The 26,153-nt window shown below is 60.4% G+C and carries 27 protein-coding genes; 14 read left to right on the top strand and 13 right to left on the bottom strand.

The annotated features are described in order from the left end of the window. Nucleotides 1-175: 175 nt before the first annotated feature. The 4 genes from minD to K0H47_RS01990 all read left to right on the top strand — a co-directional run bounded on the left by minD (nucleotide 176) and on the right by K0H47_RS01990 (nucleotide 3,464). Nucleotides 176-988, top strand: coding sequence for a septum site-determining protein MinD (gene minD / locus K0H47_RS01975; protein ID WP_003209098.1), 813 nt, complete (start codon nucleotides 176-178; stop codon nucleotides 986-988). A gap of 3 nt (nucleotides 989-991) precedes the next feature. Then, nucleotides 992-1,246, top strand: a complete 255-nt coding sequence (minE, locus tag K0H47_RS01980; RefSeq protein ID WP_003175252.1) for a cell division topological specificity factor MinE — start codon at nucleotides 992-994, stop codon at nucleotides 1,244-1,246. A gap of 96 nt (nucleotides 1,247-1,342) precedes the next feature. Beyond that, nucleotides 1,343-1,978, top strand: coding sequence for an RluA family pseudouridine synthase (locus K0H47_RS01985; RefSeq protein WP_063032017.1), 636 nt, complete (start codon nucleotides 1,343-1,345; stop codon nucleotides 1,976-1,978). A gap of 196 nt (nucleotides 1,979-2,174) precedes the next feature. Further along, the gene (locus tag K0H47_RS01990) at nucleotides 2,175-3,464 is read left to right on the top strand and encodes a M18 family aminopeptidase (RefSeq protein ID WP_003209095.1); all 1,290 of its coding nucleotides are present in this window, start codon (nucleotides 2,175-2,177) and stop codon (nucleotides 3,462-3,464) included. Nucleotides 3,465-3,607: 143 nt separating this feature from the next. Here K0H47_RS01990 and glp read toward each other — a convergent pair whose 3' ends face one another. Both glp and moaB read right to left on the bottom strand, forming a co-directional pair. Beyond that, nucleotides 3,608-4,834: a gephyrin-like molybdotransferase Glp gene (glp, locus tag K0H47_RS01995; RefSeq protein ID WP_219271827.1), complete on the bottom strand. Its 1,227-nt coding sequence runs from the start codon at nucleotides 4,832-4,834 to the stop codon at nucleotides 3,608-3,610. Next, nucleotides 4,818-5,357: a molybdenum cofactor biosynthesis protein B gene (moaB, locus tag K0H47_RS02000; RefSeq protein WP_003209092.1), complete on the bottom strand. Its 540-nt coding sequence runs from the start codon at nucleotides 5,355-5,357 to the stop codon at nucleotides 4,818-4,820. Before moaB ends, glp begins: the two co-directional genes overlap by 17 nt. Before the next feature lie 75 nt (nucleotides 5,358-5,432). Between moaB and mobA the strand changes: the two genes are divergently transcribed. Continuing rightward, complete coding sequence (gene mobA, locus K0H47_RS02005) at nucleotides 5,433-6,035, top strand: molybdenum cofactor guanylyltransferase MobA (RefSeq protein WP_219271828.1); 603 nt, start codon at nucleotides 5,433-5,435, stop codon at nucleotides 6,033-6,035. A gap of 80 nt (nucleotides 6,036-6,115) precedes the next feature. Further along, nucleotides 6,116-6,337 carry a YgdI/YgdR family lipoprotein gene (locus tag K0H47_RS02010; protein WP_003209090.1) on the top strand — a complete coding sequence of 74 codons (222 nt, stop codon included), beginning with the start codon at nucleotides 6,116-6,118 and terminating at the stop codon, nucleotides 6,335-6,337. Nucleotides 6,338-6,393: 56 nt separating this feature from the next. Here the strand turns inward: K0H47_RS02010 and K0H47_RS02015 are convergent, their stop codons facing one another. The 11 genes from K0H47_RS02015 to K0H47_RS02065 form a co-directional block, all read right to left on the bottom strand. Further along, complete coding sequence (locus K0H47_RS02015) at nucleotides 6,394-7,284, bottom strand: pseudouridine synthase (RefSeq protein WP_219271839.1); 891 nt, start codon at nucleotides 7,282-7,284, stop codon at nucleotides 6,394-6,396. A 65-nt stretch (nucleotides 7,285-7,349) separates the two neighbouring features. Next, nucleotides 7,350-7,685 (bottom strand): hypothetical protein, encoded by a 336-nt coding sequence (locus tag K0H47_RS02020; protein ID WP_017479971.1) that lies wholly within the window; start codon nucleotides 7,683-7,685, stop codon nucleotides 7,350-7,352. 74 nt (nucleotides 7,686-7,759) lie between these two features. Further along, nucleotides 7,760-7,996 carry a glutaredoxin family protein gene (locus tag K0H47_RS02025; RefSeq protein WP_026078284.1) on the bottom strand — a complete coding sequence of 79 codons (237 nt, stop codon included), beginning with the start codon at nucleotides 7,994-7,996 and terminating at the stop codon, nucleotides 7,760-7,762. Nucleotides 7,997-8,141: 145 nt separating this feature from the next. Next, entirely contained in the window at nucleotides 8,142-9,143 is a 1,002-nt protein-coding gene (locus K0H47_RS02030) for an aromatic ring-hydroxylating dioxygenase subunit alpha (RefSeq protein ID WP_063032033.1), read from the bottom strand. Continuing rightward, entirely contained in the window at nucleotides 9,140-10,279 is a 1,140-nt protein-coding gene (locus tag K0H47_RS02035; RefSeq protein ID WP_063032035.1) for a hypothetical protein, read from the bottom strand. The genes K0H47_RS02030 and K0H47_RS02035 overlap by 4 nt, the downstream gene beginning before the upstream one ends. Continuing rightward, the gene (locus K0H47_RS02040; protein ID WP_063032037.1) at nucleotides 10,276-11,424 is read right to left on the bottom strand and encodes an ATP-grasp domain-containing protein; all 1,149 of its coding nucleotides are present in this window, start codon (nucleotides 11,422-11,424) and stop codon (nucleotides 10,276-10,278) included. The genes K0H47_RS02035 and K0H47_RS02040 overlap by 4 nt, the downstream gene beginning before the upstream one ends. Beyond that, nucleotides 11,412-12,770, bottom strand: a complete 1,359-nt coding sequence (locus tag K0H47_RS02045) for a F390 synthetase-related protein (protein WP_063032039.1) — start codon at nucleotides 12,768-12,770, stop codon at nucleotides 11,412-11,414. Before K0H47_RS02045 ends, K0H47_RS02040 begins: the two co-directional genes overlap by 13 nt. Continuing rightward, the gene (locus K0H47_RS02050; RefSeq protein WP_063032041.1) at nucleotides 12,760-13,614 is read right to left on the bottom strand and encodes an MBL fold metallo-hydrolase; all 855 of its coding nucleotides are present in this window, start codon (nucleotides 13,612-13,614) and stop codon (nucleotides 12,760-12,762) included. Before K0H47_RS02050 ends, K0H47_RS02045 begins: the two co-directional genes overlap by 11 nt. Further along, nucleotides 13,611-14,618, bottom strand: coding sequence for an NAD(P)-dependent oxidoreductase (locus K0H47_RS02055; protein WP_219271829.1), 1,008 nt, complete (start codon nucleotides 14,616-14,618; stop codon nucleotides 13,611-13,613). The genes K0H47_RS02050 and K0H47_RS02055 overlap by 4 nt, the downstream gene beginning before the upstream one ends. Then, nucleotides 14,618-15,637: a beta-ketoacyl-ACP synthase 3 gene (locus tag K0H47_RS02060; RefSeq protein ID WP_063032046.1), complete on the bottom strand. Its 1,020-nt coding sequence runs from the start codon at nucleotides 15,635-15,637 to the stop codon at nucleotides 14,618-14,620. The genes K0H47_RS02055 and K0H47_RS02060 overlap by 1 nt, the downstream gene beginning before the upstream one ends. A 98-nt stretch (nucleotides 15,638-15,735) precedes the next feature. Further along, nucleotides 15,736-16,944 carry an ammonium transporter gene (locus K0H47_RS02065; RefSeq protein WP_063032047.1) on the bottom strand — a complete coding sequence of 403 codons (1,209 nt, stop codon included), beginning with the start codon at nucleotides 16,942-16,944 and terminating at the stop codon, nucleotides 15,736-15,738. A 348-nt stretch (nucleotides 16,945-17,292) separates the two neighbouring features. Between K0H47_RS02065 and K0H47_RS02070 the strand changes: the two genes are divergently transcribed. From K0H47_RS02070 to K0H47_RS02105, 8 genes are all read left to right on the top strand, one after another. Further along, nucleotides 17,293-17,607, top strand: a complete 315-nt coding sequence (locus K0H47_RS02070; protein ID WP_026078283.1) for a YqjD family protein — start codon at nucleotides 17,293-17,295, stop codon at nucleotides 17,605-17,607. 2 nt (nucleotides 17,608-17,609) lie between these two features. Next, the gene (locus tag K0H47_RS02075; protein WP_003209078.1) at nucleotides 17,610-17,996 is read left to right on the top strand and encodes a phage holin family protein; all 387 of its coding nucleotides are present in this window, start codon (nucleotides 17,610-17,612) and stop codon (nucleotides 17,994-17,996) included. After that, a complete protein-coding gene (locus K0H47_RS02080) occupies nucleotides 17,993-18,334 on the top strand; it encodes a hypothetical protein (RefSeq protein WP_063032051.1) in 342 nt (113 codons plus the stop codon). Before K0H47_RS02075 ends, K0H47_RS02080 begins: the two co-directional genes overlap by 4 nt. A 91-nt stretch (nucleotides 18,335-18,425) precedes the next feature. After that, nucleotides 18,426-19,589, top strand: coding sequence for an EAL domain-containing protein (locus K0H47_RS02085; protein ID WP_063032053.1), 1,164 nt, complete (start codon nucleotides 18,426-18,428; stop codon nucleotides 19,587-19,589). A 72-nt stretch (nucleotides 19,590-19,661) separates the two neighbouring features. Then, a complete protein-coding gene (locus tag K0H47_RS02090; RefSeq protein WP_219271831.1) occupies nucleotides 19,662-20,993 on the top strand; it encodes a deoxyguanosinetriphosphate triphosphohydrolase in 1,332 nt (443 codons plus the stop codon). Nucleotides 20,994-21,218: 225 nt separating this feature from the next. Further along, complete coding sequence (locus K0H47_RS02095; protein ID WP_201142878.1) at nucleotides 21,219-21,635, top strand: response regulator; 417 nt, start codon at nucleotides 21,219-21,221, stop codon at nucleotides 21,633-21,635. A 241-nt stretch (nucleotides 21,636-21,876) separates the two neighbouring features. After that, nucleotides 21,877-22,503, top strand: a complete 627-nt coding sequence (locus K0H47_RS02100) for a response regulator transcription factor (RefSeq protein ID WP_063032057.1) — start codon at nucleotides 21,877-21,879, stop codon at nucleotides 22,501-22,503. A gap of 8 nt (nucleotides 22,504-22,511) precedes the next feature. Continuing rightward, nucleotides 22,512-26,144, top strand: a complete 3,633-nt coding sequence (locus tag K0H47_RS02105; RefSeq protein WP_219271832.1) for a transporter substrate-binding domain-containing protein — start codon at nucleotides 22,512-22,514, stop codon at nucleotides 26,142-26,144. The last annotated feature ends 9 nt before the right edge of the window (nucleotides 26,145-26,153 follow it).

Below are 26,153 nucleotides of genomic sequence, written 5' to 3' on the forward strand. Positions count from 1 at the left end.
TCTCTAGACTCTGATAGCACAGCGAAACCGGCAATACTTGTGTAGGAATAATTGAAAGTTGGCGTTTCCCCTACGGAAACCACATCTTTTTCCTACAAAGGCTGTCCGCCTGCAGCGAGTTTCAAGAGATGTTTTTCAGGGACTGAACGTCCTTTTTCCTTAGGGGTGAAACACCTTGGCCAAGATTCTCGTGGTTACATCCGGCAAGGGTGGTGTGGGTAAGACCACCACCAGCGCCGCTATCGGTACCGGCCTCGCTCTGCGCGGCCACAAGACAGTCATCGTCGACTTCGACGTCGGCTTGCGTAACCTCGACCTGATCATGGGCTGTGAACGCCGCGTGGTGTACGACTTCGTCAACGTGGTCAACGGCGAAGCCAACCTGCAACAGGCCCTGATCAAGGACAAGCGCCTTGAGAACCTGTACGTGCTGGCCGCCAGCCAGACCCGCGACAAAGATGCGTTGACCAAGGAAGGTGTAGGCAAAGTCCTCGCTGAACTGAAGGAAACCTTCGAATACGTAGTGTGCGACTCCCCGGCAGGTATCGAAACCGGCGCTCACCTGGCGATGTACTTCGCCGACGAAGCCATCGTCGTGACCAACCCTGAAGTGTCGTCGGTACGTGACTCGGACCGCATGCTCGGCCTGCTGGCCAGCAAGTCCCAGCGTGCCGAGAAAGGTGAAGACCCGATCAAGGAACACCTGCTGCTCACCCGCTACAACCCGGAGCGCGTCAGCAACGGCGAAATGCTCGGCGTTGAAGACGTCAAGGAAATCCTCGCCGTGACCCTGCTGGGTGTGATCCCGGAATCCCAGGCCGTCCTGAAGGCATCCAACCAAGGCGTGCCGGTGATTCTTGACGACCAGAGCGACGCCGGCCAGGCGTACAGCGATGCAGTTGATCGCTTGCTGGGCAAGACCGTGGAACATCGCTTCCTCGATGTTAAGAAGAAGGGATTCTTCGAGCGTATCTTTGGAGGCAACTAAACAATGAAATTTCTCGACTTCTTTCGCGCCAACAAAAAGCCAAGTACCGCGTCGGTAGCGAAAGAGCGTCTACAGATCATCGTGGCGCACGAACGCGGCCAACGCAGCACCCCGGATTACCTGCCAGCCTTGCAGAAGGAACTGGTGGAGGTGATCCGCAAGTACGTCAATATCGGTAACGATGACGTGCATGTCGCCCTGGAAAATGACGGCAGCTGCTCGATTCTGGAACTCAATATCACCCTGCCTGATCGTTGATCGAAAAGGCGGTCGCCACGGCGGCTCGGTTACCTGGCTCCCCTCACGGGGCCGGGTGAGCGAGCCGCCGTTGGCGTTTGTTACGAGGCTGTTTTAATGCCGTTGTCCAATGTCCACATCCTTCATCAGGACGCCGCTGTCCTGGTGGTGAACAAGCCTACCCTGCTGCTCTCGGTGCCCGGTCGCGCCGAAGACAACAAGGACTGCCTGATCACCCGCCTGCAGGAAAACGGCTACCCCGAAGCCCGCATCGTCCATCGACTGGACTGGGAAACGTCGGGGATCATCCTGCTGGCCCGTGACGCGGATACCCACCGTGAACTGTCGCGCCAGTTTCATGACCGGGAAACCGAAAAGGCCTACACCGCACTCTGCTGGGGCCAACCGGAACTGGACAGCGGCAGCATCGACTTGCCATTGCGCTATGACCCGCCGACCAAGCCACGGCACGTGGTGGACCATGAGTTCGGCAAGAACGCGCTGACCTTCTGGAAAGTCCTGGAGCGTTGCGGCGACTGGTGCCGGGTTGAGCTGACGCCGATTACCGGCCGCTCACATCAACTGCGTGTGCATATGCTGTCCATCGGGCATCCGTTGTTGGGCGATGGCTTGTACGCCCATGAGCAGGCCTTGGCTGCCTGGCCGCGCCTGTGCCTGCACGCCAGCATGTTGAGCTTCACCCATCCCCAGAGCGGCGAGCGCCTGCGCTTCGAGTGCCCCGCACCGTTTTAACCTGTAAACCCGATCAAATGTGGGAGCTGGCTTGCCTGCGATAGCAGTGTGTCAGCCCCCCTATTTTTCACGGACAGACTGCTATCGCAGGCAAGCCAGCTCTCACATTGGTTTTGTGTCCTTCTCAAGACAGCAGCTTCCCTCCAAATTCTGAGCCAATACGGTAAACTCGCGCCATTGCTGTCTGGAGCTACTTATGCGCGAAGAGTTGAACCAAGGCCTGATCGACTTCCTCAAGGCCTCCCCTACCCCATTCCATGCCACCGCCGCCCTTGCACAGCGCCTGGAAGCGGCCGGTTTCCAGCGTCTTGACGAGCGCGAGACCTGGACCACCGAGGCCAACGGTCGCTACTACGTCACCCGCAACGACTCCTCGATCATCGCCTTCAAACTCGGCCGTCACTCGCCCCTGCAAGGCGGTATTCGCCTGGTCGGCGCCCACACCGACAGCCCGTGCCTGCGGGTCAAGCCACAGCCCGAACTGCAACGCCAGGGCTTCTGGCAACTGGGTGTGGAAGTGTACGGCGGCGCGTTGCTGGCACCGTGGTTCGACCGCGATCTGTCCCTGGCCGGCCGTGTGACCTTCCGCCGCGACGGCAAGGTCGAAAGCCAACTGATCGACTTCAAGCTGCCCATCGCGATCATCCCCAACCTGGCCATTCACCTGAACCGTGAAGCCAACCAGGGTTGGGCGATCAATGCCCAGACCGAGCTGCCACCGATCCTCGCGCAGTTTGCCGGTGACGAGCGTGTGGACTTCCGCGCGGTGCTTACCGAGCAATTGGCCCGTGAACACGGTTTGAACGCTGACGTGGTGCTCGACTATGAGCTGAGTTTCTACGACACCCAGAGCGCCGCTGTGATTGGTCTCAATGGCGACTTTATCGCCGGCGCCCGCCTCGACAACCTGCTGTCCTGCTACGCCGGCCTGCAAGCCTTGCTCACCGCCGAAACCGACGAAACCTGCGTGCTGGTGTGCAACGACCACGAAGAAGTTGGCTCATGCTCCGCCTGTGGTGCCGACGGCCCGATGCTGGAGCAGACATTGCGCCGCCTGCTGCCGGAAGGTGATGAATTCGTACGCACCATCCAGAAGTCGCTGCTGGTGTCTGCCGACAACGCTCACGGCGTGCACCCCAACTACGCCGAGAAGCACGACGCCAACCACGGCCCGAAACTCAATGCCGGCCCGGTGATCAAGGTCAACAGCAACCAGCGCTACGCCACCAACAGCGAAACCGCCGGGTTCTTCCGCCACCTGTGCATGGCCGAAGAAGTGCCGGTGCAGAGCTTTGTGGTTCGCAGCGACATGGGTTGCGGCTCGACCATCGGCCCGATCACCGCCAGCCACCTGGGCGTGCGCACCGTGGATATCGGCCTGCCGACGTTTGCCATGCACTCGATTCGCGAGCTGTGCGGCAGCCACGACCTGGCGCACCTGGTGAAGGTATTGAGTGCGTTTTACGCGAGTCGTGATTTGCCTTGATTGCAGGATGAACACAAATCAAATGTGGGAGCGGGCTTGCTCGCGAATGCAGAAGGTCAGTCAACACATCGGGCGACTGATCCACCGCTTTCGCGAGCAAGCCCGCTCCCACATTTTGATTTTCATTGTTTGATAGACCGGGCTCAGTTCAAGACTTCACTCAACGGAATGAAGTTGACCCGATCACCGATCTCCAGCGTCGTGCCTTCCAGCACCTCTACCAAACCTTCAGCCCACGCCGCACTGCGCAGCACACCCGAGCTCTGGTTGCGATAGATGATCGCCTTGCCCTGCTCAAGCCGCCCGCGCAAATACTCACGGCGATTCCCCGGCTTGGCCCAGACAAATCCCACCGGGACTTCTATGCGCAATGGCTGCACGTCTTCCACACCCTGGCGGCGCAACAGGTAGGGCCGCGCCAGCAAGGCAAAGGTCACCAGGGTCGACGCCGGATTACCCGGCAAGCCGATCACCGGTACGCCACGGAAATGCCCGAACGTCAGCGGCTTGCCCGGCTTGATCGCCAGCTTCCACAGCGCCAGCTCGCCCTCTTCCCGCAGCGCAATCCCGAGAAAATCCGCCTCGCCCACCGACACACCGCCAGTGGACAGAATCAGGTCAACCGAGCCCAATGCACCCAGGCGCTCGCGGGTTTTTTCAAGATCATCCGGCAGGATCCCGGCATCTACCACTTCGCAACCCACGCGCTCCAGCCAGCTGCACAACACCCGACGATTACTGTTGTAGATCTGCCCGGGACCCAGCGGCAGGCCCGGCTCGATCAACTCGTCGCCGGTGGACAGCACGGCCACGCGGGCGCGTCGCACCACCTCCAGCCGATCACGACCCAGTGAAGCCGCCAGGCCCAACTCGATCGGGCCCAGGCGTGTACCTGCTGGCAACACCAACTCGCCCACCGTGGTTTCCTGGCCTTGGGGACGGATGTTTTGATCCACCTGCAACGCTTCGGTGAAGCTCACCCGCTGATCAGGGTGGACCACTGCGTTTTCCTGCATCTCAACGCAGTCCGCGCCTTCCGGCACCGGGGCACCGGTGAAGATTCGCGCACAGGTGCCGGCGGCCAAAGGCTCCGGTGCCGTACCTGCGAAAATGCGCTGGCTGACCACCAATGGCTCGCCGGTCCAGTCCGCCAGGCGCAGGGCGTAACCGTCCATGGCGCTGTTGGGCCAGGGCGGCAAGTCCAGGGTAGAGATCAGCGCCTGGGCCAACACCCGCCCATCACACTCGGCCAACGGCAACGTTTCCTGCTCGCGAATCGGCGCAGCCTCGGCCATCGCCAGAAGTTGCTCGAGGGCATCTTCCACCGGCATCAACGCGCCGGTCTTGCCCGGCTTACCCACGGGATTCACAGGGCTCGGCCTGTTTCAAATGCGGAACGAAGTTGCACGGGCGGTGACGGTTATCCAGTTGCTCGGCGAGAATCCCGTCCCATCCGGTGCGCACCGCGTTGGTGGAGCCAGGCAGGCAGCACACCAGGGTGCCATTGGCCAGGCCGGCCAGGGCGCGGGACTGCACGGTGGAAGTGCCGATATCGGCCACGGAGATTTGTCGGAACAGTTCGCCGAAACCATCCACCTGTTTATCCAGCAGGCAGCTCACCGCTTCCGGGGTGCTGTCGCGGCCGGTGAAGCCGGTGCCGCCGGTGATCAACACCACTTGCACCACGTCTTCGGCAATCCAGTGCGCCACTTGCGCACGGATTTTGTACAGATCATCTTTAAGCAACACGCGCTCGGCCAGCAGGTGGCCGGCGGCGGTCAGGCGGTCGACGAAGACCTGGCCCGAGGTGTCGGTTTCCAGGGTGCGGGTGTCACTGACCGTCAATACAGCGATATTCAGGGGTACAAAGGGCGCATCAGCCTTGGCTTTCATGGCTCGGTCCGGTTGTCGAAGGAACAGCCCGATGTTATATCACAGGCCCCCATTTCACTGCCCGCTGGAGCTGCCATGCCAAGCCATTCCTCCCCACTGCCCTGCTCCGTCCTGTTGCTGGCCGGCGGCCGTGGCCAGCGCATGGGCGGCCTCGACAAGGGTCTTCTCGACTGGCACGGACAGCCGCTGATTGCGCACCTGCATCGCCTGGTACGGCCTTTGACCGACGACCTGATCATCTCCTGCAACCGTAACCAGCCGCAGTACGCGGCCTACGCCGATCAATTGGTCGGCGATGACAGCCCGGACTTCCCGGGGCCACTGGCCGGCATTCGCGCAGGACTGGCGGTGGCGCAGCATGGGCATCTGCTGGTATTGCCGTGCGATGTGCCGCAGATCGACGCGCGATTGCTCGCCGACCTGCGCAGCACAGCGCAGCAGAACCCATTGCTGCCGGTGATGGTGCGCCACGGCGATTTCTGGGAGCCTCTGCTCTGCGTCATACCGACGCTGCTGCGCGAGCGGTTCGATGAAGCCTGGGCAGCCGGCGAGCGCAGCCCGCGCCGAATCATGCAGGCACTGGGGGCCAAAGCCCTGGATTGCCCTACCGACGACCCACGCTTGGCCAACCTCAATACACCTGAGTTGTTGCACCGCCCGCCCAGCGTGTCAGAATGAACATCGAACAAGGAACTTTGCCGACGTTGCACACGTCACAAGGTCAGTACTCAACAAAGCATTCTCTCGGAGACAAACTCATGACTCAACGGACCATCGCCGCTCTCATGCTTGCACTGGGCCTCGCTACCCTTGCCGGTTGCGCCTCGCCTACAGTGATCACCCTGAATGACGGTCGCGAAATCCAGGCCGTCGACACTCCTAAATTCGATAAGTCCACCGGCTTCTACGAATTCGAACAGCTGGATGGCAAGCGCACCCAGATCAACAAGGATCAGGTTCGCACCGTTAAAGACCTGTAAGTCTTAACGCCAGATACGAAAAGCCCGCGTAATGCGGGCTTTTTCGTTCCTGGGGTTTACCAGTCCAGGCTGATCTCGCTGCGGAAGTTTCGCTCCAGACCGGTGACCGGGTCGATGAAGCGCACGCCTTGGGCCAGCAGCTTGAGTGGGTTGGCGTAATCGTCCTCGGCACCCTTGATGACGTCGGGGTAGAACGGATCGTTGCAGATACTCGCGCCTAACGCCGTCATGTGCACCCGTAACTGATGTTTCTTGCCGGTCACCGGAAACAGGCCATAGCGCCACAGGTCGCCATTTTTTTCCCGCACCTCGACCGCCGTCTCGGTATTGCTCGCCCCCTCGCCTTCCTGCATGCGAAAGAACGGCTCGCCGTCCACCAACCGGCTTTTATGCACCAGCGGAAAAGTCCGCCCAGGCAATGCCGGAGCAATGGCTTCGTAGAACTTGTCGATCCTCCGCGTGGGAAACAGCTGTTGATACGCCGAGCGCGTCTGCGGGTTAGCCGAAAACAGTACCAGGCCCGCCGTATGCCGATCGATGCGATGCAGCGGCACCAGAGACGGGTTGTCCAGGCGACGGATCAAACGCCGCAACAGGGTCTGCTCGACGTACTCGCCGGCAGGCGTGACCGGCAGGAAGTGCGGCTTGTCGGCCACCACCAGATGTTCATCGGCGTAGAGGATGGTCTCCTGCACCGGGATCACTTTCTCGTTCGGCACTTCGCGGAAGTAGTAGATGCACAGGCCTTCGCGGTAGGCCAGGTCCTGAGTGATAGGTGCACCGTTGATGTCCAGCACCCGGCCCCGGGCGATGCGGTCCAGCCATTGTTCGCGACTGATGGCCGGAAAGTGCTCACACAGGCAATCCAGCACGGTCGCCCAGGCGCCAGGCGGCAGGTACAAGGTGCTGGCTTGATGCTGGGCAGCGGAAAAAACGGACATGGGCAGGCTCAAAAACGTGACATACAGGCGTGCATTATCCCGCATGCAACGGGATCAGGCCCAGCACAGATTCAGGCCTTGGCCAATTCCCCACGCAGCACTGGCGACGCACTGGCTGCTTCGGTGAATTCCTTGAGCCAGCGCAGCACATCCACCGCTTCCCAGCGGCCCGGATCGTAAAGCGCATACAGCAAGCCCTGATAGCCCACCACATCCAACTGCTTGTGATAACCGGCACGCTGAAACAGCGCTTCGATCTCGGCAAAGCAGGTATTGAAATGCACTTTGTTAAACGGCGTCTTGCCTTCCGTGACCAGGCCATCGAGGCGCAGCTCGTTCACCGCATCGCGCACGACGTCGGCGGACATGCGATTGACGCTGCTTTTCAGTTGTTCAACATTCACCACGGGCGTTCCCTCTCATTCAATCGCTGTACAAACATACAGTAACTGAATAATCGGGAACTCGCCATCGCCGAGTACTAGAGGAGAAAGCTCACCACCTGCGCTTCATCGAACGGCCAGTCCAGCTCAGCGCCCGTGTCCACCCGGCGCAGCACCGGAATCCGCAGGCCGTAGGCTTCGAACAAGGCCTCGGAATCGGCGATATCCACCAACTCCACCAGCAGGCCGTGTTCGACCAACGGCATGATTTCCGCTTCGGCAAACTCGCAAAGATGGCAGCCCAAGGTGCCGAACAACTGACATTCAGGAAGCATGGCAAAGGGTCCGAGAAGAATCAGGTGCCTATTCTACCAGCGTCGGGACAGTGCAGATCAGCATGGCCAACAACAGGAGCCACCACGGGTGGATGAGGTACACCCGGATATCGGCTCTTGGCAACACGACCCCATCCTCATGCCCCTAGAGCCAGATCTCCAGCTCCCGCTCGGCAAAGACCAGTGGCTGGCCGTGCTCCAGCAACTGCCGAATGCTCGGCCCAAGCAGGTCTTGCGGCCCATCCAGGGGCGTCGCAGGTGTGGTGTGAAAGCGCACTCGATTAGCGCTGACACGCTCCAGGATCTGACGGTCCTGGCGCAAGATCACCCGGAACAACCGGCGCAATACCAACCGTTTGAGTAGCCCCGGCAATACCCCGCGCGTCGTGGCAATCCGGGCAAACAAGCGCACTTGGCCATCGCCATCCGGCGTCATCCAGGCGCTGACCAGCAGGTTAAGTCCGCCGCGCGCATCGCGATATTCGATCTCTGCCAAACCCGGCAAGCGAAAGCGTCCCATGCTGACGCCACGCTCCCCCTCGAACCAGCGCGAGATCAACCCTGATTGCTTGCCCTCTTCGCTATAGACTGCCTCGACACCATCTGCGAGGGCGCGCACACGAACACTGAGTTTTTGCCGCTGCCTGTCGTGGCGTATCCACCCGGCATGCACGAAATGCGTGTGAAAACCGTCGAGAAAATTCTCCGCAGCGTCTTGTAGTGAACACTGCACCTGATCGGTCATCCAGAACGTGTCCAGATCCTGCTGTTGCGGGGCAGGCGCAGTGGGAGGTGTTTGAGGACGCTCAGGACCAAGACTGACCCATACCAGCCCGTCGGCCTCGCAACTATGCCAGCTATCCAGCAACGGCTTGCTGCAGGTTGCCAGTTTTGTGCCCGGCACCCGCGTACAACGTCCATCGGCGGCAAATCGCCAACCGTGATAGGGGCATTCGATCTGCCCATCGCGAACCTTGCCTGCGCTCAATGGCGCAAAGCGATGCGGGCAGCGATCAGGTAAAGCAGCGACGTCCCCACCTTCACCCCGAAACAGCACCAACGGCAGGCCAAATAACTGGCGTGCCAACGGCGCATTTCGCAGCTCGTGGCTCAAGGCTACCGGCCACCAGCCGTTTACTTGACTCATAGTTTTAACTTACGCATCAAGGGCACACCGATGCCATGCAACAGGTGACTCAGGACATGCCACACCCACCTGCGACCCCAGGACAAATGGGCGACATGGATGAGGCTGTACTCGATCTGCGGCTGGCCCCCGCGCAAGCGTTTGAACTCGGCAGCGCCCGAGCTGAAGTTCAACACCACGCCGCGCTCAACCGCCTCTTGCAAGCACAACCGCGTGAGTTGGCGATACAACCCGGCCCGCTGCGGCAGGGCGGTGTCGTAACCCACTATCGGGGTGCTGAGCGTCCCAGCGTTGGCAAACCAGCCAAGGGCACCGTCAATGCGCCCCTCAGCATTGCGTAAAGCCCGCATCTCCAACCAACCTTCACGTTGGCCGCGCTGCATCCACTGGGCGCTATAGTGCGGGTTCAGCCTGCAATACTTGTTCAGGTAAAGCAGGTTATAAAGATGCTCGATGCGTTGAAAGTCAGCGTCATCCAGCGCCGCGCCCGGCACCACTTCATAGGGGCTGCGGCGCAGCAACGTGGCGTCCAGCCGAGTGTTGTGGTGCTTAAGAAATGAAGCCTGCGCCCCAGCCCGTCCATCGAACAGATAGACCTGTCGGCTGGGAATACTCAGGTAGCCAAGGCTTTCCAGATTCAGGCGTAGCTCCCGATTGCTGAAGTCATTCAGAGAGCGAAAACCAAACCCATGATCGGGAAACGTTCGACGCAACAAGGCGGTGATCGCCGACAGTTCGGTGATGTCCCAGTCGCCTGGGTAGAGGTTGGTGGACAGCAGCCAGTTGTTGACCTGTACCAGTTTGTCGACATTGGCCCGGCGCAGCAGATGGTTCACGCCCTGAGTCAGGATCTTAAGCGGCCAAGTCAGCCAGGGCCGGCCAAGGCGTTTGATCTCTTCACGGGCGTAGCCGCTATAAGCAGTTTGAGGCGACACCACGTAGCAGTTGTCATCCGGCTCAAGGCCCTCGGTGATACTGACGGGAAACTGCTGCGTCCCTGTGTCGAGCAGCGCCATGCGGGTAATGACGTTGCCGATCAGCGCGCCGCCGGCACACGTACGCACATAGCGCCGGGCGAGGCTGTCGTGGGCGCGGACGGGCTCACTGAGCAGTTGCTCTTCGAGTAGCAATCTCATGGCAGGTCCTCGCTCAACGGCTGGCCGTTCCACTCGATGTCTGCGGTGGACGCGGCCAGCAGGCCGCAACGCCGGGAAGCCGCGCGCGCGATAATTTCAGCCAGGCTCAGCACTTGCGCGGTCAGCGGCCAGAAATCACCTTTGCGGGTAATCACATCGCGGGCATCGGCATAGTCACGCCAGAACCCCGCGTTCAACACCTGCTTTGGCGCCACCAGCAGGAGCATCGCCAGCGCAATCATCCGGGGTTCGCAGGTCGGCTCAAGCACGCCGCTGCCACTCAGGCTGGCGACCAGTTGCCTGCGCTGATTATCGAACAGATGCACACCACTGGTGGCTCGTGGGTTGCACTCCAACACATGAAAATGTCCAGCCGTATCTTCAATAAAGTCGAAACCCACCTGCCCGGTGTAGCCAGTTTCGCGACCGAATTGTTCGAGGAACTGGCGCACCGGCGCCGGTGCGCAAGGCTCGAAATAAATCCCCGACCCACGTCCCACCCGGTAGCGCGGGTGGTAGCAGCTATGGGCGCGCAACTCACCGTCGATCATGACGCTGAAACTGCAATATTCACGGCCCTCGATAAACCGCTGCGCCACCCAAGGCGCCGCTTCACTGGGCTGTACCTTTGCCAGTTGCCTGACTGTCGGGCGGATCAACGTCTGGGAGGCAAAGCGCGAATATGCCGGCTTGAACACCCACTGGCTCGCTTCACACGTCAATGCCTGTACCTCCAGGCGATCAGTCAACAGGCGGGTTTCAGGAGCCGCCAACGCCCAGCCCGCCGTCATGGCTGCGAAACGACCCTTGTGATGCAAGCGATGCAGCAAGGCAAAATCGCCGGTCAACACCCTGCAAAGCGGCGCCAGGCGTTCGAGACCGTGGGCCAGGTAAAACACTTCCTCGCAGGTGGGCAGCAGTAAATCGATGCGCTGCGCCTGGATCACCTGTGCCAATGCCGTGATCCAGGCTGCTGGATTTTGTCGAGGTTCCGGCAGGCGTACAAAGTGCTGCACCGAACAACTGAAACGGCTCAGCGGCTGGCCCAAGGAATCCCCCACGCTGACCGTCCAGCCCGCCTCATCAAAGGCCCGCGCCCATTCCAGGCAGGCTGGGGCGCGCGCGCCAAGAATCAGTACATGCATGGCATACCCTCGGGCAGTTGCAGCAGTTTCAGGCGGCGGCGCTTGGCATACGCCGGCGGCGGCTGCCACTGGCCAAAGCTCAATGCGGGAAGTTGCAGCCCCTGTTGGCAGCACAATGCGTGAATGCTCTGCATCAAGGCCTGGCACAGGTCGGCGTAGTTGGCAGCAGATTGCACGTTGATCTGCCAGTGCAAGCCCTGCTGATGGATTTCATACTCCTGCAAGCACTCGCCATGCATCAGTAAGGTGCGCCGCAGCACATCCGGATAGAGCGCTCGCAATTGAACACCGCTCAAGTCGGGTAGCCAAAGAATGTCATCCACACGGCCCTCGACGGCGGCAATCGCACGCTCGACACGCCCACAAGCGCAAGGCGCCTGGGCAACCCGGAGAACGTCGTTGAGACGGTAACGCACGATCAACTGGGTTCGTCGGGAGAAGTCGGTGATGATCGGCTGAAAACGTGTGCGCGCGGCGTCCAGCCAATCCGCTTCGATGTGCAGATGGCTTTCGTTCAGGTGCAAAGTGCCGTTTTCGCAGGTGTAGCCAAGAAAGCCTTCACTGGCCTGGTAAATCTGCCGCGGAGCCACGCCAAACGCTGCCTGTACCCCTTCAGCATCGGCTGTTTCGAGGACTTCCGCCACTGACAGGATATGGCTGGGACGGATGGAGAGTCGCCCTGCCAGCTCTGCTTCGGCCAACCCGCGCAGTACCGTAGCCGGCGCCACCAGTACGTCGGGCTGCTGAGTGTTGAGACGCGCCAGCGCTGCGTCGAATCCCAGGGTCAGGTCGTGAAAAGCAAAGTCGATGCGACGACTCGCCAGTGTCGTATAGAGCCGGCTGTTGGCCCGTAGAAAGAACGCAATGCGCAGCGGCGCATGCCATGGGAGAAGCAGGCGTGGCAGTAGATGACGCGGTAAAGCGCGAGCCAGCAGGATCCCGGCCCATCGTTGCCGCTCCAGGCTACTGACCAGGAATACGCCTTGATTTCCCGAGGTCCCGCTCGACAAGCCGACGGTGATGTCACCCAGCGTCGGGCTGAAATCCCGGGATACTTCAGCCTGGCGTGCCAGCGGCAGCACCTCCTCCAGGCTCAAGCCGCGGGTGTTGAACCCGGCGAAATCCCCCATCAACGTGGCTTTGTCCATCAGCGGCAACGTGCTCAAATCCGTCACCACCTTGCCCTTGAAACGCTGAGACTGAGGCAATACCCGTCGCAGGAAGTACTTCAGCTGCCGAGCCTGCCAGGCTTCCAATTGTTCCCGGCGGGTAAATCTCAACCGGTAGCGGCTATGCAGGAAACTGAGCGCGCTGCGCAATGTGCCAATCAAGCGCTCACCGCTCATCGCCGAACGCCTCCCAGGCATGGGTGCAATGAGAAGGCAAGACCGCTACGGCCGGCTCGCGGCGGATCAAGGTGCCCAAGCCGCTGTAGGTTTGACGATACTGTTGGGCATCGTGGCTGGCAAACCATAAGGCCGGTGGCGCTGGCAGCCGCCCAGCACGGCAGGCAGGCATCGACCAGCACGCGTCGGCCACCAGAAACACTGGCCGCCCCTGGGCATCGGGTATGAACAACCCCAACTGTCCTTCGCTATGCCCCGGCAGCGGTACGCCCAGCAGGCTGGCGTCGCCAAGCAAGTCGATGCCTTGGCGAAAAGGCGCCATCCACTGCGGCAACGCAGCTTTTTTGCAGGTATCGGCGAGGGTCAAGCGCGCGGCGAAATCGTCGGGCAACAAGGCCGGCAGGTGACCGCCGAGGGTCGCTCGCCAGCGATGGCCACGCAGGCTTTCGATGTGTTTGCGGTCGGCATCCAGGGCAATGAACGTGGCCTTGGGAAAGTCTCTGAGCCCGGCGATATGATCGCTGTGAAAATGCGAAATGATCACCGTGCGTATGTCATCGGGACCAATACCGAACGCGCGTAATTGCGCGAGCAGTTGTTCTTTCACCGGTAACTCGACCGGCACCGCGGTGCGATACAGGCGCTCAGGCAGTGCCTGTGTGGCGCTAAAAAAGTGTTCGGCGTAACCGGTGTCGTAGAGTATCCAGCCCGCGTCGGGATGTCGGATCAAGCCGCACAACGCCGGAAAGCGTGTCGGTGCCCAGCGCCCTCCCCGATCGGCCATGCATTCCAGATGTTGGCACCAGCCGGCCCGCAGCACACTCAGGCTCACCGTACGACTCATGCTCCCACTCCTTGTTGGGCAAGCCACCACTGCGCGTGCTGGCGAATGCCTTCGTCCTGCGTCACTAGCGGGCGGTAGCCTAACTCGTTTCGGATGGTGCTCAGGTCCAGGGTTTGGCTGAATGCCAGCACACCGGCACCATACCGCGTCAGCAAAGGCTCGCCGCTGCCCCTCAGGTGTGCGCTGGCTTCCAGCATCCGAGCCACCGCGTCCATCAATCGCCATGGCAAGCGCCGGGTGCGCAGGTTCAGTTGAAACTGATTGGCGACGCGTTGCAGCAAGTCCGCGACAGTCAACGGCGTGCCATTGCTGACGTTATAGGTGCACACCGCCCGCGGTAGCGGTTGGGTCAGGCTCAACATCACCGCGTGCACCAGGTTGTCGACGCAGGTCAGGTCCAGTTGCGCCTGTCCGCCACGCATCAGAGGAACCGGCCCGCGCTGCATCACCCGCAGCAAACGTGGCATCAAGGTGGCGTCCCATGGGCCAAACACCGCCCGTGGGCGCAGGATCACCGCTTCAGCAAGCCCGGCTTCGTGCACCCGTCCTTCCGCCAACGCCTTGCTGCGGGCATATTCGTTGACCGGCGGTGGCAGCGGTTCGTCTTCGCGAATGCCGAGACGATCACGGAACGCAAAATACAGACTGGGTGTGGACAGATGCACCAACCGCTTCACCTGGTTGACGCGGCAGGCATGTAGCACCTCGGCAGTGGAATCAAGATTGGCCCGGGCAAATGCCGACGGCGTGCCCCATGGCGAGGACAACGCCGCGCAATGAACCACTGCTGCACAATCCAGCGAGGCATCGAGCACTGTGCTGCAAGCCCCTGACGTACCGTGCTCCAGCGGTACCCAAGATGCCACACCAGGGCTGAGGCCAATGACCTCGGCCGCAGCGCGGGCATTACGGCCGGTAAACTGCACTTCACACCCTTGGCCGGCGAGGCGCCAGACAATGTGCCGGCCAATGAATCCGGTGCCACCGGTGACGAGAATTTTCATCAGTATTCCAGCACCATGCCGCCAAGGGACAAGCCCGCGCCGGTGCCAATCAGCATCAGCCGCTGGCCGCGCTGAATACGCTGGTCACGAATGGCGATATCCAGTGCGGTGGGCAGTGACGCGGCCACCTGATTACCGTGCCGGGCGAAGATATCGATGACCTGTTCCGGGGCAAACCCCAGGCGCCGGGCCGCATGTTGCATCGCCTGTTGGCTGGCCTGGTGAGGGATGACCCAATCGATCTGGGGCTTGGTCAAACCGGCCTGGCTAAGCAGCTCATCCACCAGCATGGGCAGATGTTTGGCGGCCAGTCGGAACACGCTTTTGCCCTGCATTGAAAAACTGGTCAGCGGTTCGAACGGCCCATCTATTCGCCGTGGGTGATGACGCGAACCACCGGCAGGAATCTGGCACATATCTGCGCCTTCGGAATACGTCTTGAGGTTCGAGGCGAGGATTTTCGACCCGCCGTCGCTGACGGCCAGCACCACCGCTGCGGCACCGTCGCCGAAGATTGCGCAGACTTCCACCTGCTGCCAGTCCAGGCCACAGGAAGCGATATCCGAACACACCAGCAAAATGCGTTGGTAGCGTCCGGCAAGCAGTGGCCAGGACAGCGTATCAACCGCGGCGATAAACCCCAGGCAACTGGCATTGATGTCCATGGCGGGAATGCCGGAATCGCCCAGCCCCAATTCGCGGTGCAACAATGCGGCGTTACACGGCATGCCCTGGTCCATGGTACCGCTGGCACAAGCGACCAGGTCAATCTGGTCGAGCGCCAGCCCCGCTGCCAGCAATGCCCTGCGCGCGGCGATGGCTCCGAGGCTCGCGGCGTTTTCGCTACGGCCGGCAACGTGCCGCTGGGTGACACCACTGATGCGCGCGACGCTGCCGGCCACTAGGCCAAGTTCAGCATCCAGTTGCGCGCTGGTGACGATGTGTTCAGGCAGTGCATGCCCCGACCCCAAGATGTTTATTGGCCTACAGGCGAGGGGCAATCGTTGAGAGGTTGGCATTCAAGTTCCGTTTGAAAGGGCGTCGCCTGGCTATTGGCTATTGTTGTTTGCCCATACTATCAGCGGCAAGACATAACACCCTAAATGGAAACCGCCCCTCAATCCTGACTGACCGCGCCAATCTTGTGGATCGACAAATCCGCGCCGTAATACTCCTCTTCCTGGCTCAAGCGCAGCCCGTAAACGCGCTTGATCACCCCATACACCAGGAAGCCGCCGGCCAGGGCTACCACCACACCCAGCGCGGTGCCGATCAACTGGCTGATCAGGCTCACGCCACCCAGGCCGCCCAGGGCGGTCTGGCCGAAGATCCCGCAGGCGATCCCGCCCCACACGCCACACAGCCCGTGCAGCGGCCACACACCCAGCACATCGTCGATCTTCCAGCGGTCCTGGGCCGCGATGAAGAACCAGACGAACAAGCCACCCGCCACTACACCTGTCACGAGCGCGCCTACCGGGTGCATCAGGTCGGAACCGGCACAGATCGCGACCAGCCCGGCCAACGGACCGTTGTGCAAGAAGCCTGGGTCGTTACGCCCGATCACCAATGCCGCCACGGTGCCACCGACCATCGCCATTAAAGAGTTGACCGCCACCAGCCCGCTAACCCCGGACAGGGTTTGCGCACTCATGACGTTGAAGCCGAACCAGCCGACAATCAAAATCCACGAGCCCAACGCCAGGAATGGAATGCTCGACGGCGCGAACGCCACCAGGCGCCCTTCCCGATAACGTCCCTGGCGCGGGCCGAGCAGCAACACCGCCGCCAGCGCCAGCCAGCCGCCCATGGCGTGCACCACCACGCTGCCGGCAAAGTCATGGAAGCTCGCGCCGAAGCTGGCCAGCAACCAGGCTTGCAGCCCGTAATTTCCGTTCCACACCATGCCTTCGAAAAACGGGTAGATGAAGGCTACGATCAAAGCGGTGGCGCACAGTTGCGGAACAAACCGTGCACGCTCGGCAATCCCCCCGGAAATGATCGCCGGGATCGCTGCGGCGAAGGTCAGCAGGAAGAAGAATTTCACCAGGCCGTAGCCGTGGTCGGCGCTGATCACCGCCGCCGGTTGCATGAAGGTCACGCCGTAGGAGATCCAATAGCCTATAAAGAAATAAGCCAGTGTGGAGATGGCGAAGTCACTGAGGATTTTCGACAGGGCATTGACCTGGTTCTTTTGGCGCACGGTGCCGACTTCCAGGAAGGCAAAGCCGGCGTGCATGGCCAGGACCATGACCGCACCAATCAGAATGAACAGCGTGTTGGAACTGTGGACGAGGGTATCCACCGCACTTTGCAAATTTTCCATGGAGGATGGCAGGCCTGCACATGCAGGAAAAAGCACCAAAGCAGTTCATGACCTTCATGATGCGCACTAAATTGGCACCGGCGGTCCGCCCCTCTGTTGAGGCCGTGAACCGCTTTAGCGCAGCGATCATTGAGAAAGGCAGAATCCGACAGGGTTTTTCCGCGAGTTTTAGTTATTTAGGGTAAGGTTTTTCGGGGTTTTAGCCCCAACCGCCCGGATTCAGCGCAAGGCCCCAGGCCTGCGCACCAAGGCAAAGCAAAAGCTGTACCAGACAATTGCAGTGAACCTTCACCGATGCCGGTGACTCGAAACCAAAAGTAAACAGACCCGCTACTCACGGAGATAACCATGGCCAGAAAAACGGCAAAGACTGCTCAAGAAATACTGATGGCGGATTTTCAAACCCTGGTCAGCGATACCGAGAAGCTGCTGGACGACACGGCGATCCTCGCCGGTGACCAGGCAGACGAGCTGCGCAGCAAGATTCACGACAGCCTGCTCAAGGCCCGTGAAACCCTGCAACTGACCGAAGACTCCCTGCGCGAGCGCGGCCAGGCGGCCGTCACGGCCACTGAAGACTATGTCCAGGCCAACCCTTGGCAGTCCGTTGGTATTGCGGCGGGCGTGGGCTTTTTGATCGGCTTGCTGGCTACAAGGCGCTAACTATGTCTATCGGCGAATCCGGCTCGTCCACGGGCCCAAGTTCTACCTCGCGGCGCCTGGGCGCGGCTGTCCTGGGTTTGCTGCACAGCCACGTCGAGCTGTTTGGCATCGAGTTGCAGGAGCAGAAGGCCCGCACCGTCAGCCTGTTGCTGTTCGCCGGCCTGGCGCTGGTGTTTGCCTTGCTGTTACTGGTGGGTTTGTCGGCGCTGGTGATGATTCTGGTGTGGGATACCTACCGCCTGACCGGGATCATCAGCCTGTGTGTGTTCTACATACTGGCCGCAGCGTTCTGCGGGTTGCGCCTGAAGGCGGCGGTGTTCGATGAATCCACGCCGTTCCACGCCACCCTCGAAGAGCTGGCCAACGACCGGGAGCGCCTGCTGCCATGAGCATGACTGAATTGCCGCAAAACACTTCCCGGCGGGAGATGCGCAAGGCGTTGATCCGCCTGCGCATGGAAATGCACCGCCAGGAAATTCGTCACGAGTCTCAGCAACTGATGCTGCCGCTGCAAAAGGTCCGCAACATGGGCCAGAGCTGGCAGGACGGTTTCGGCATCAAGCACGCGCCGCTGTGGGGCGTAGGCGTGGTGACGCTGCTGGGCTTTCTTACCGGCAAAGGCGCCAAGAGCGGCGGGATCGGCACCATGACTCGCCTCGTACGGCTTGGCGCCGGTCTGATCCCGTTGATCAAACTGGCCATGCAAGGTGCTTCGCGCAAAAGTTGAGCCGCGCTGGCTGCATTCTTGCAAACAGATCAGGCCCGGCCCTCACCGTTGAGGGTCGGGCCTTTTTATTCCGGTCTTTTAAGGAGGCCCTGTGATCGACGGGCAACCGCTCGCCTGCTTCCAGCCATTCATCGACACCGCCACCGGCCGCATCGCCGGCGTAGAAGCCTTGGGCCGACTACGCCAGGCGAATGGCCAACTGCGCTCGGTGGGTCCGCTGTTTGCCGATCCGCGCACGCCCTCCGTGGCCTTGCGCCGCCTGGACCGGCAGATCCGCGACAATGCCCTGAGCCGTCTGCATGAGGCCCCGCAAGAGTGGTTCCTCAGCCTGAACATCTCGCCACGCTGGATCAGCCGGCTGCGCCCGGGGCAGGCCTTGCCGAGCCTGAAGCAGTTGCAGGTGCATAACGTCGACCCGCGCCGCATCGTGTTCGAGATCACTGAGCTGGGTGGCGATATCCTGCGCTTGGCCGAAGTCGTGGAACGCTACCGCGAGGCCGGAGCGCGGATTGCCATTGATGACTTCGGCGCCGGGTATTCGCAGCTGGACCGCGTGTTGGCCTTGCAGCCCGACATCCTCAAGCTGGACATGCGCCTGTTCCAGGCGGCTGCCCGGGGAGGGCCGAGCGGGGACGTGGTGCGGGCGCTGGCACAAATGGCGGAAAAAACCGGCTGCTGGATCATTGCCGAAGGCGTCGAGACCGAGGCCCAGCTGAATTTCGCCCTGGAATGCGGTTCCCGTTATGTCCAGGGTTACCTGTTCGCCCAGGCCCAACTGGACTGGTTCGCCACCGACGCATTCGTGCCGCGCTTCGCCCAACTGCGCACCGCGTATGTCCAACAGAAGCTGGCGGAGCGTGGCCGGATCATGCAACTGCGCCAGCAACTGGCGGAACTGATGCAGATCCTGCAAACCTGGGCCCACACCCATGCACCGCTGAGCCAACTGCCACAATTGCCAGCATTTCCCTGGCTGCTGCGTTTTTACCAGTGCGACCGGCATGGCACGCAACTGACGCCCAACTTCGAATGGCACCAGGGCGCGTGGCAAGCCGACGGCCGCTACCTGGGCCATAACTGGTCATGGCGCCCGTATTTTTATCACCTGCTGGCCGAAGGTTGGGAGGAGCGGCGGTTGACCCTGTCTTCGACCTATCGCGATGCCACGACCAACCAATACTGCCTGACTGCCGGACAATTCTTTGATAACGGTCGGCGCCTGCTGTTAATCGATATCGACGCCGTCGGCTTGTAGTTTTTCGCTTGCGAAGGCCCGGCTGAACCGGGAAGCTGGGAGGCGTCATTCACCGCACGGAGAGTACCCGCCTTGGATTGGCCCACCCTGCTTACCCGCGAACGCCTTGGAAAACCGCTGCACAGCCCCGAAGAGCTGGGCCGCAGCCCGTTTCACAAAGACCATGACCGCATCATCTTCTCCGGCGCATTTCGCCGCCTGGGCCGCAAGACCCAAGTGCATCCGGTGACCAGCAACGATCACATCCATACGCGGCTGACCCATTCCCTGGAAGTCAGCTGCGTGGGACGGTCTCTGGGCATGCGTGTGGGCGAGACCCTCCGCAGCGCCCTGCCCGACTGGTGTGACCCGAGCGACCTGGGCATGGTGGTGCAGTCGGCCTGCCTGGCCCACGACATCGGCAATCCGCCCTTTGGTCACTCCGGCGAGGACGCGATCCGGCATTGGTTCCAGCAGGCGTCGGGGCGTGGCTGGCTGGATGACATGACCAGCGCCGAACGCAATGACTTCCTGAATTTCGAAGGCAATGCCCAGGGCTTCCGGGTACTCACACAGCTGGAATACCACCAGTTCGACGGCGGCACCCGGCTGACCTACGCCACCTTGGGTACCTACCTGAAATACCCCTGGACCGCGCGCCACGCCGACTCACTGGGCTACAAGAAACACAAGTTCGGCTGCTACCAGAGCGAGCTGCCGATTCTTGAGCAGATCGCCCAGAAGCTCGGCTTGCCGCAACTGGAAGAACAGCGCTGGGCCCGGCATCCGTTGGTGTACCTGATGGAGGCGGCCGACGATATCTGCTACGCGTTGATCGACCTCGAAGACGGACTGGAAATGGAGCTGCTGGAATACGCCGAGGTCGAGTCCCTGCTACTGGACCTGGTGGGCGATGATTTACCGCAAACCTACCGGCAACTCGGCCCGCAGGATTCCCGGCGACGCAAACTGGCGATTCTGCGGGGCAAGGCCATCGAACACCTGACCAACGCTGCTGCCCGGGCGTTCGTCGAACAACAGGAAGCGTTGCTGGCCGGCACCCTGCCGGGGGACCTGGTGGAACATATGCACGGCCCCGCCAAGCGTTGCGTACTGGATGCCAAGGACATGGCGCGCAAGAAAATCTTCCAGGACAAGCGCAAGACCCTGCATGAAATCGGCGCCTACACCACCCTGGAAATTCTCTTGAACGCCTTCTGCGGTGCGGCCCTGGAACAACATGGCGGTCGCACCCCGTCGTTCAAGAACCGGCGCATCCTCGACCTGCTGGGCAATAGCGCCCCGAACCCGTCGTGGTCATTGCACGCCTCCTTCCTGCGCATGATCGACTTCATCGCCGGCATGACCGACAGCTACGCCAGTGAGATGGCCCGAGAAATGACCGGGCGTTCCAGCCCGCAATGAAGCAGCGCCTTGGCTTATGGCCAGGGCTGCTTTTCAAAGAATCGCCCTACGCACGGAACAGAGCGGCCTGATCGAAGTTCCTCCCCGCCGCGATGAATAATCGCGCGCCCAAACCGCAGTCTTTCGACACATTTCTGCGCCCCATCGCTGGCGGGCCCATTACCTTCTAACTACACGCCCTGGCGGAGCGTCTTCAGGGCACTTGGCCATTTCATGGAAAAACCCATGCTCGAACAACTTCGTATCCTGTTGGTGGAGGATCACCCCTTTCAATTGCTGGCCACCCAGTGCCTGTTGCGAAACTATGGCTACCACAACCTGGCCCTGGCTGAGAACGCCGAGCAGGCAATGCGCCTGATGACAGAAACCGACAGGCCATTCGATATTCTGCTGTGTGATCAATGTTTGCCGGACCTGCCCGGGCTGGAGTTGATTGAAATCGCCAACCGCAGAGGCTTTATAAAATCCGCGATATTGCTCAGCGGCCTGCCCGTGAACGAACTGCAAAACCTCAACGCCCAGGCACACGAGCGCAACTTTCCGTTACTTGGCTACTTGTCGAAGCCGCTGAACCACTTTGAGCTGAGCGAACTCATACGCCAATCGCGCCCCTCCCCGCTCAACAGGAAAGTAGGAAGTTAAACGCCCGCCCACTTCGAAAACTCTTCGTTATAACGCTGCTCCGCCACGGGCACTTATTTTTAAATTCCACTCACGCAAAATTCTTACACCCGAACAACAAATACCCGACAGAGCGTAATCCGTTGCTTTTTTTGATGTAGGAATATTCTTGTTTTACGTTTGTTCCACATCAAGCTCATCCTCCTGCATTGCCATGTGAGCTAATGTGCCGACTTTATTTGCGCTTGTATGGAATATGATCATGAACTCAGTTTTTATTATCGACGACCACCCTGTTATACGACTTGCCATTCGAATGTTGTTGGAACATGAAGGTTATAAAGTAGTTGGAGAAGCCGACAATGGTTGTGACGCCATACAAATGGTCAAGGAGTGCCAGCCGGACCTGATCATCCTTGATATCGGTATTCCTAAACTCGACGGCCTGGAAGTATTGTGCCGATTCAACTCAATGAGCACGCCGACCAAGACGTTGATACTCACCGCCCAGACCCCGAAGCTGTTCGCCACACGGTGCATGCGCTCCGGCGCCGACGGATATGTCTGCAAGGAAGGTGACTTAAGTGAGCTACTGAGTGCCATCAGGGCAGTCTTGTCAGGTTACAACTACTTTCCAAGCCAGGCCCTTAATGGCAGCACTAGTGAAACAGATTGCAATGAAGAGCTCGAACTTTTCAAAGTCGTCAATGATCGCGAACTCATGGTATTGCAACTTTTCGCACAAGGCCGGACGAACAAGGAAATAGCCAAGGGCATGTTTCTCAGTAACAAGACTGTCAGCACCTACAAAAAAAGGCTCATGCAAAAACTAAAAGCCAAATCCTTGGTAGAACTTATCGAGATGGCAAAACGTAACGCGCTAGTGTGAGAAATCGGATGCCCAGGCGTTTAAAGGACTATCTAATCATATTGAGTATCGGGGTGTGCCTCAGCACTGCCGTGCCTGCCGAACAAACGGCTCCCGAGCAATACGCGCTGCTGGGGCGCGCCGGTGCCGTTCAACTGGACACATCACTGAACAAGACACAACGCCAGTGGCTGCAGAACAAACGGGAACTGATACTGGGCACGTCAGCGCCAGACTACCCGCCCTTCGACATCACCTCCAGCGGGCGGGATTATGAAGGGTTGACCGCCGATTACGCCGGCCTGGTGGCCAGGACGCTGGCAATACCGCTGAAGGTATTGCGCTACTCCACCCGGGAAGCCGCGATCCAGGCACTGCAAAACGGTGATATCGACTTTCTGGGGTCCGCCAACGGCTTTGAAGCGGCGAATCCCGACATCGCCCTGTCATTGCCCTACGCGGTGGATCAGCCGGTACTGGTCACCCGTGAAGGTGAAAACCGTAACCTTGGCGACGGCCTGGCGGGCTTGCGCCTGAGCCTTGTCTACCACTACCTGCCCATGGATGAAGTGCAGGCGCTGTATCCAAAGGCGACCATCCACGCCTACCCGTCCTATCAAAATGCCTTGAACGCGGTGGCATTCGACCAGGCTGATGTATTCCTGGGCGATACCATTTCCACTCATTACATGATCAACAAGGGCTACCTGAAAAATATCCGCATGGCCAACTTCGGCAAGCACGAGGCCCACGGATTCAGCTTCGCCTTGCGCAAGGATCAACCCACTCTCCTGAGCATCATCGACTCAGTGCTCGATGGCATATCAACCTATGAACGCGACAGCATCGCCAAGCGCTGGAGTGCGGGCAGCGACATTCTCCTGACCGACCGCAAGCTGCAACTGACCCTGCGTGAAGAGCGCTGGCTCAAGAATCACCCGGTGGTGAAGGTGGTGGTCAATGAAACCCTTGCGCCCCTGACATTCTTCGATACCGACGGCAACTTCCGGGGTGTCACAGCCGATCTGCTGGAGCTGATCCGCCTGCGAACCGGCCTGCGCTTCAAGATTCAACACGAGCGTAACGTCGCCAACATGATTGAACTGGTGCAAACCGGCGCAGCCGACATCATCGGCGCAATTACCCCCAGCACCGGCCGCGAGTCCCGGTTGAACTTCAGCCGCCCCTACCTGGAAAACTCCTATGTATTGCTGACCCGCAAAGAGCCGGGCGCGCCCACAAGCCTTGAACAAATGGCCGGCAAGCGCCTGGCGATTACCCAGGGCAATCAGCTGGAAAAATTCCTGCAACAGGCGTTTGCGCAGATAAACCTGGTGGAAACCGGGGATACCTTCAAAGCATCGGAATTGTTGGCACAAGGGCAGGTGGACGGCGCGGTGAACCCCTTGGTGATCGCCAACTATCTACTTTCTTCTCCGGCATTCCAGGACAAATTGCAGATCAGCTCCAGCATCGGCACGTTGCCCGCGACCTTTGCCCTGGCGACGTCCCGTGATGCCACGGAGCTGAGTTCGATTCTGGACAAGGCGCTGCTGAGTATCGCCCCGGATGAGATGGCGGCGATCAACAGCCGCTGGCGCGGCTACAACGCGGCATCCGATGGCTACTGGCGCAATTACCACCGCCTGATTGCACAGATCATCATCGGCACCGGTCTGCTGCTGTTGATTTCCCTGGCCTGGAACGGCTACCTGCAGCGTCAGATCAAGCATCGAAAACTGGCCGAGCGCGCCCTGAACGACCAGTTCGAGTTCATGCGGGCGCTGGTCAATGAAACGCCCCATCCGATCTACGTACGCGACCACAACGGCTTTCTGCAAACCTGCAATGACAGCTACCTGCAGACGTTCGACGTCAAGCGTGAAGACGTCATCGGCAAGAGCATCACCCAGATGAGCATGGCGCTAGAGACGGAGTCGGCCCAATACCATGCCGACTATCAGCGGGTAGTGGCCGAGGGCAAACCACTGATCCTTGATCGCACCCTGCATGTCCATGGGAAAAAACTCACGATCTACCACTGGATTCTCCCGTACCGCGACTCCACGGGCGAGGTCCAGGGCATCATTGGCGGCTGGATCGATATCAGCGAACGGCGCCAGTTGTTCGATGAACTTCGCGCCGCCAAGGAGCGTGCCGACGAAGCCAACCGTGCGAAAAGCACGTTCCTGGCCACCATGAGCCACGAAATCCGCACACCGATGAACGCCGTCATCGGCATGCTCGAGTTGACACTCAAGCGCGCCGACCAGGGGCACCTCGATCGCCCCGCCATTGAGGTCGCCTACAACTCGGCCAAGGACCTGCTGGAGCTCATCGGCGACATTCTGGACATCGCACGCATCGAATCCGGCCGCCTGAGCCTGGCGCCGGAGCGGGTCAACCTGCGCGAGGTGATCGAGTCGGTGGTCCGTGTGTTCGACGGCCTGGCGCGCCAGAAAACCCTGAGCCTGGTGCTGGAGTTCACACCCGATGCCGGCGACACCGACGTACTGATCGATCCGTTGCGGTTCAAGCAGGTGCTGTCGAACCTGGTGAGCAATGCGATCAAGTTCACTGAACGCGGCCAGGTGAAGATCAAGGTGCAATTGAAGGCGACCGGGCAACCTCAACAAATCGAGATGAAGCTGGTGGTGGAGGACACCGGCATCGGGATCAATCGCGAAGACCAGTTACGCCTGTTCGAACCTTTTGCCCAAGCCGACAACTCCGGGCACCTGGCCAGGAGCGGCGCCGGCCTGGGCCTGGTGATCTGTCGCAGCCTATGCGCCATGATGGGCGGGCAATTGAGCCTGAGCAGCGTGCCCATGGTGGGCACCCAGGTGCACGTCAGCCTGAAGATGACCAGCCTGCAGCCGGTCAAGGCGGTAGATAAACTGGAGCCTGCCGCGACCACGCCGGCACCGGTACTCAATGTGCTGGTGGTGGATGACCATCCTGCCAACCGCTTGCTCATGTGCCAGCAACTGGGGTTCCTGGGGCATCAGTTCACCGCGGCCCATCATGGCGCTGCGGGGTTCCAGGCATGGCGCGAGGAACACTTCGACCTGGTCATTGCCGATTGCAATATGCCGATCATGAACGGCTACGAGTTGAGTCATTCCATCCGCGAGTATGAGCAGCGTGAGCAAAAAACGCCCTGTGTGATACTCGGTTTTACCGCCAACGCCCAACCCGAGGAGAAACAACGTTGCTTCGACGCGGGCATGAATGACTGCCTGTTCAAACCCATCAGCCTCACCGCGCTGGAACAGCAACTGGCACAAGTCTGCCCGCTGCCCATGCGCAGCGTGTTCACCCTTCAAAGCCTGGACGCGATGACAGGCGGCGACCCTCAGTTGAGCCAGCGCCTGCTTGAAGAGTTACTCAGCAGCAGCCGGCATGATCGAGCCGAACTGATGGTCCTGCTGGCGCAACAAGCGGCCCCCCAGGACCTGATCGAGCAGGCTCACAAGATCAAGGGCGCCGCACGGATCATCCAGGCGGACATCCTGGCCGGACAATGCGAGGCGCTGGAGCAGGCCTGTGGCCAAGGCGAGAATCAGCACGTTATCGAGGTGGGTATCAAGGCGATGGAGAAATCCATGCTTGAACTGGAAAGGATGCTGCAGATGCAACTGGACGTGCTCGACCGTCGGTAATTTGTAGGA

The sequence above is a fragment of the Pseudomonas sp. Xaverov 83 genome (genome assembly GCF_019352905.1).
GTDB lineage: Bacteria > Pseudomonadota > Gammaproteobacteria > Pseudomonadales > Pseudomonadaceae > Aquipseudomonas > Aquipseudomonas yamanorum.

Coding starts and splice junctions, on each gene's coding strand:
- K0H47_RS02100 (WP_063032057.1), top strand. CDS start 21,877: ATGAACTCAGTTTTTATTATCGACGACCACCCTGTTATACGACTTGCC.
- K0H47_RS02055 (WP_219271829.1), bottom strand. CDS start 14,618: ATGAAAATTCTCGTCACCGGTGGCACCGGATTCATTGGCCGGCACATT.
- K0H47_RS02060 (WP_063032046.1), bottom strand. CDS start 15,637: ATGCCAACCTCTCAACGATTGCCCCTCGCCTGTAGGCCAATAAACATC.
- K0H47_RS02010 (WP_003209090.1), top strand. CDS start 6,116: ATGACTCAACGGACCATCGCCGCTCTCATGCTTGCACTGGGCCTCGCT.
- K0H47_RS02040 (WP_063032037.1), bottom strand. CDS start 11,424: ATGCATGTACTGATTCTTGGCGCGCGCGCCCCAGCCTGCCTGGAATGG.
- minE (WP_003175252.1), top strand. CDS start 992: ATGAAATTTCTCGACTTCTTTCGCGCCAACAAAAAGCCAAGTACCGCG.
- K0H47_RS02045 (WP_063032039.1), bottom strand. CDS start 12,770: ATGAGCGGTGAGCGCTTGATTGGCACATTGCGCAGCGCGCTCAGTTTC.
- K0H47_RS01990 (WP_003209095.1), top strand. CDS start 2,175: ATGCGCGAAGAGTTGAACCAAGGCCTGATCGACTTCCTCAAGGCCTCC.
- K0H47_RS02080 (WP_063032051.1), top strand. CDS start 17,993: ATGAGCATGACTGAATTGCCGCAAAACACTTCCCGGCGGGAGATGCGC.
- moaB (WP_003209092.1), bottom strand. CDS start 5,357: ATGAAAGCCAAGGCTGATGCGCCCTTTGTACCCCTGAATATCGCTGTA.
- K0H47_RS01985 (WP_063032017.1), top strand. CDS start 1,343: ATGCCGTTGTCCAATGTCCACATCCTTCATCAGGACGCCGCTGTCCTG.
- K0H47_RS02035 (WP_063032035.1), bottom strand. CDS start 10,279: ATGAGATTGCTACTCGAAGAGCAACTGCTCAGTGAGCCCGTCCGCGCC.
- K0H47_RS02050 (WP_063032041.1), bottom strand. CDS start 13,614: ATGAGTCGTACGGTGAGCCTGAGTGTGCTGCGGGCCGGCTGGTGCCAA.
- K0H47_RS02105 (WP_219271832.1), top strand. CDS start 22,512: ATGCCCAGGCGTTTAAAGGACTATCTAATCATATTGAGTATCGGGGTG.
- mobA (WP_219271828.1), top strand. CDS start 5,433: ATGCCAAGCCATTCCTCCCCACTGCCCTGCTCCGTCCTGTTGCTGGCC.
- K0H47_RS02030 (WP_063032033.1), bottom strand. CDS start 9,143: ATGAGTCAAGTAAACGGCTGGTGGCCGGTAGCCTTGAGCCACGAGCTG.
- K0H47_RS02095 (WP_201142878.1), top strand. CDS start 21,219: ATGCTCGAACAACTTCGTATCCTGTTGGTGGAGGATCACCCCTTTCAA.
- K0H47_RS02070 (WP_026078283.1), top strand. CDS start 17,293: ATGGCCAGAAAAACGGCAAAGACTGCTCAAGAAATACTGATGGCGGAT.
- K0H47_RS02065 (WP_063032047.1), bottom strand. CDS start 16,944: ATGGAAAATTTGCAAAGTGCGGTGGATACCCTCGTCCACAGTTCCAAC.
- K0H47_RS02075 (WP_003209078.1), top strand. CDS start 17,610: ATGTCTATCGGCGAATCCGGCTCGTCCACGGGCCCAAGTTCTACCTCG.
- K0H47_RS02025 (WP_026078284.1), bottom strand. CDS start 7,996: ATGCTTCCTGAATGTCAGTTGTTCGGCACCTTGGGCTGCCATCTTTGC.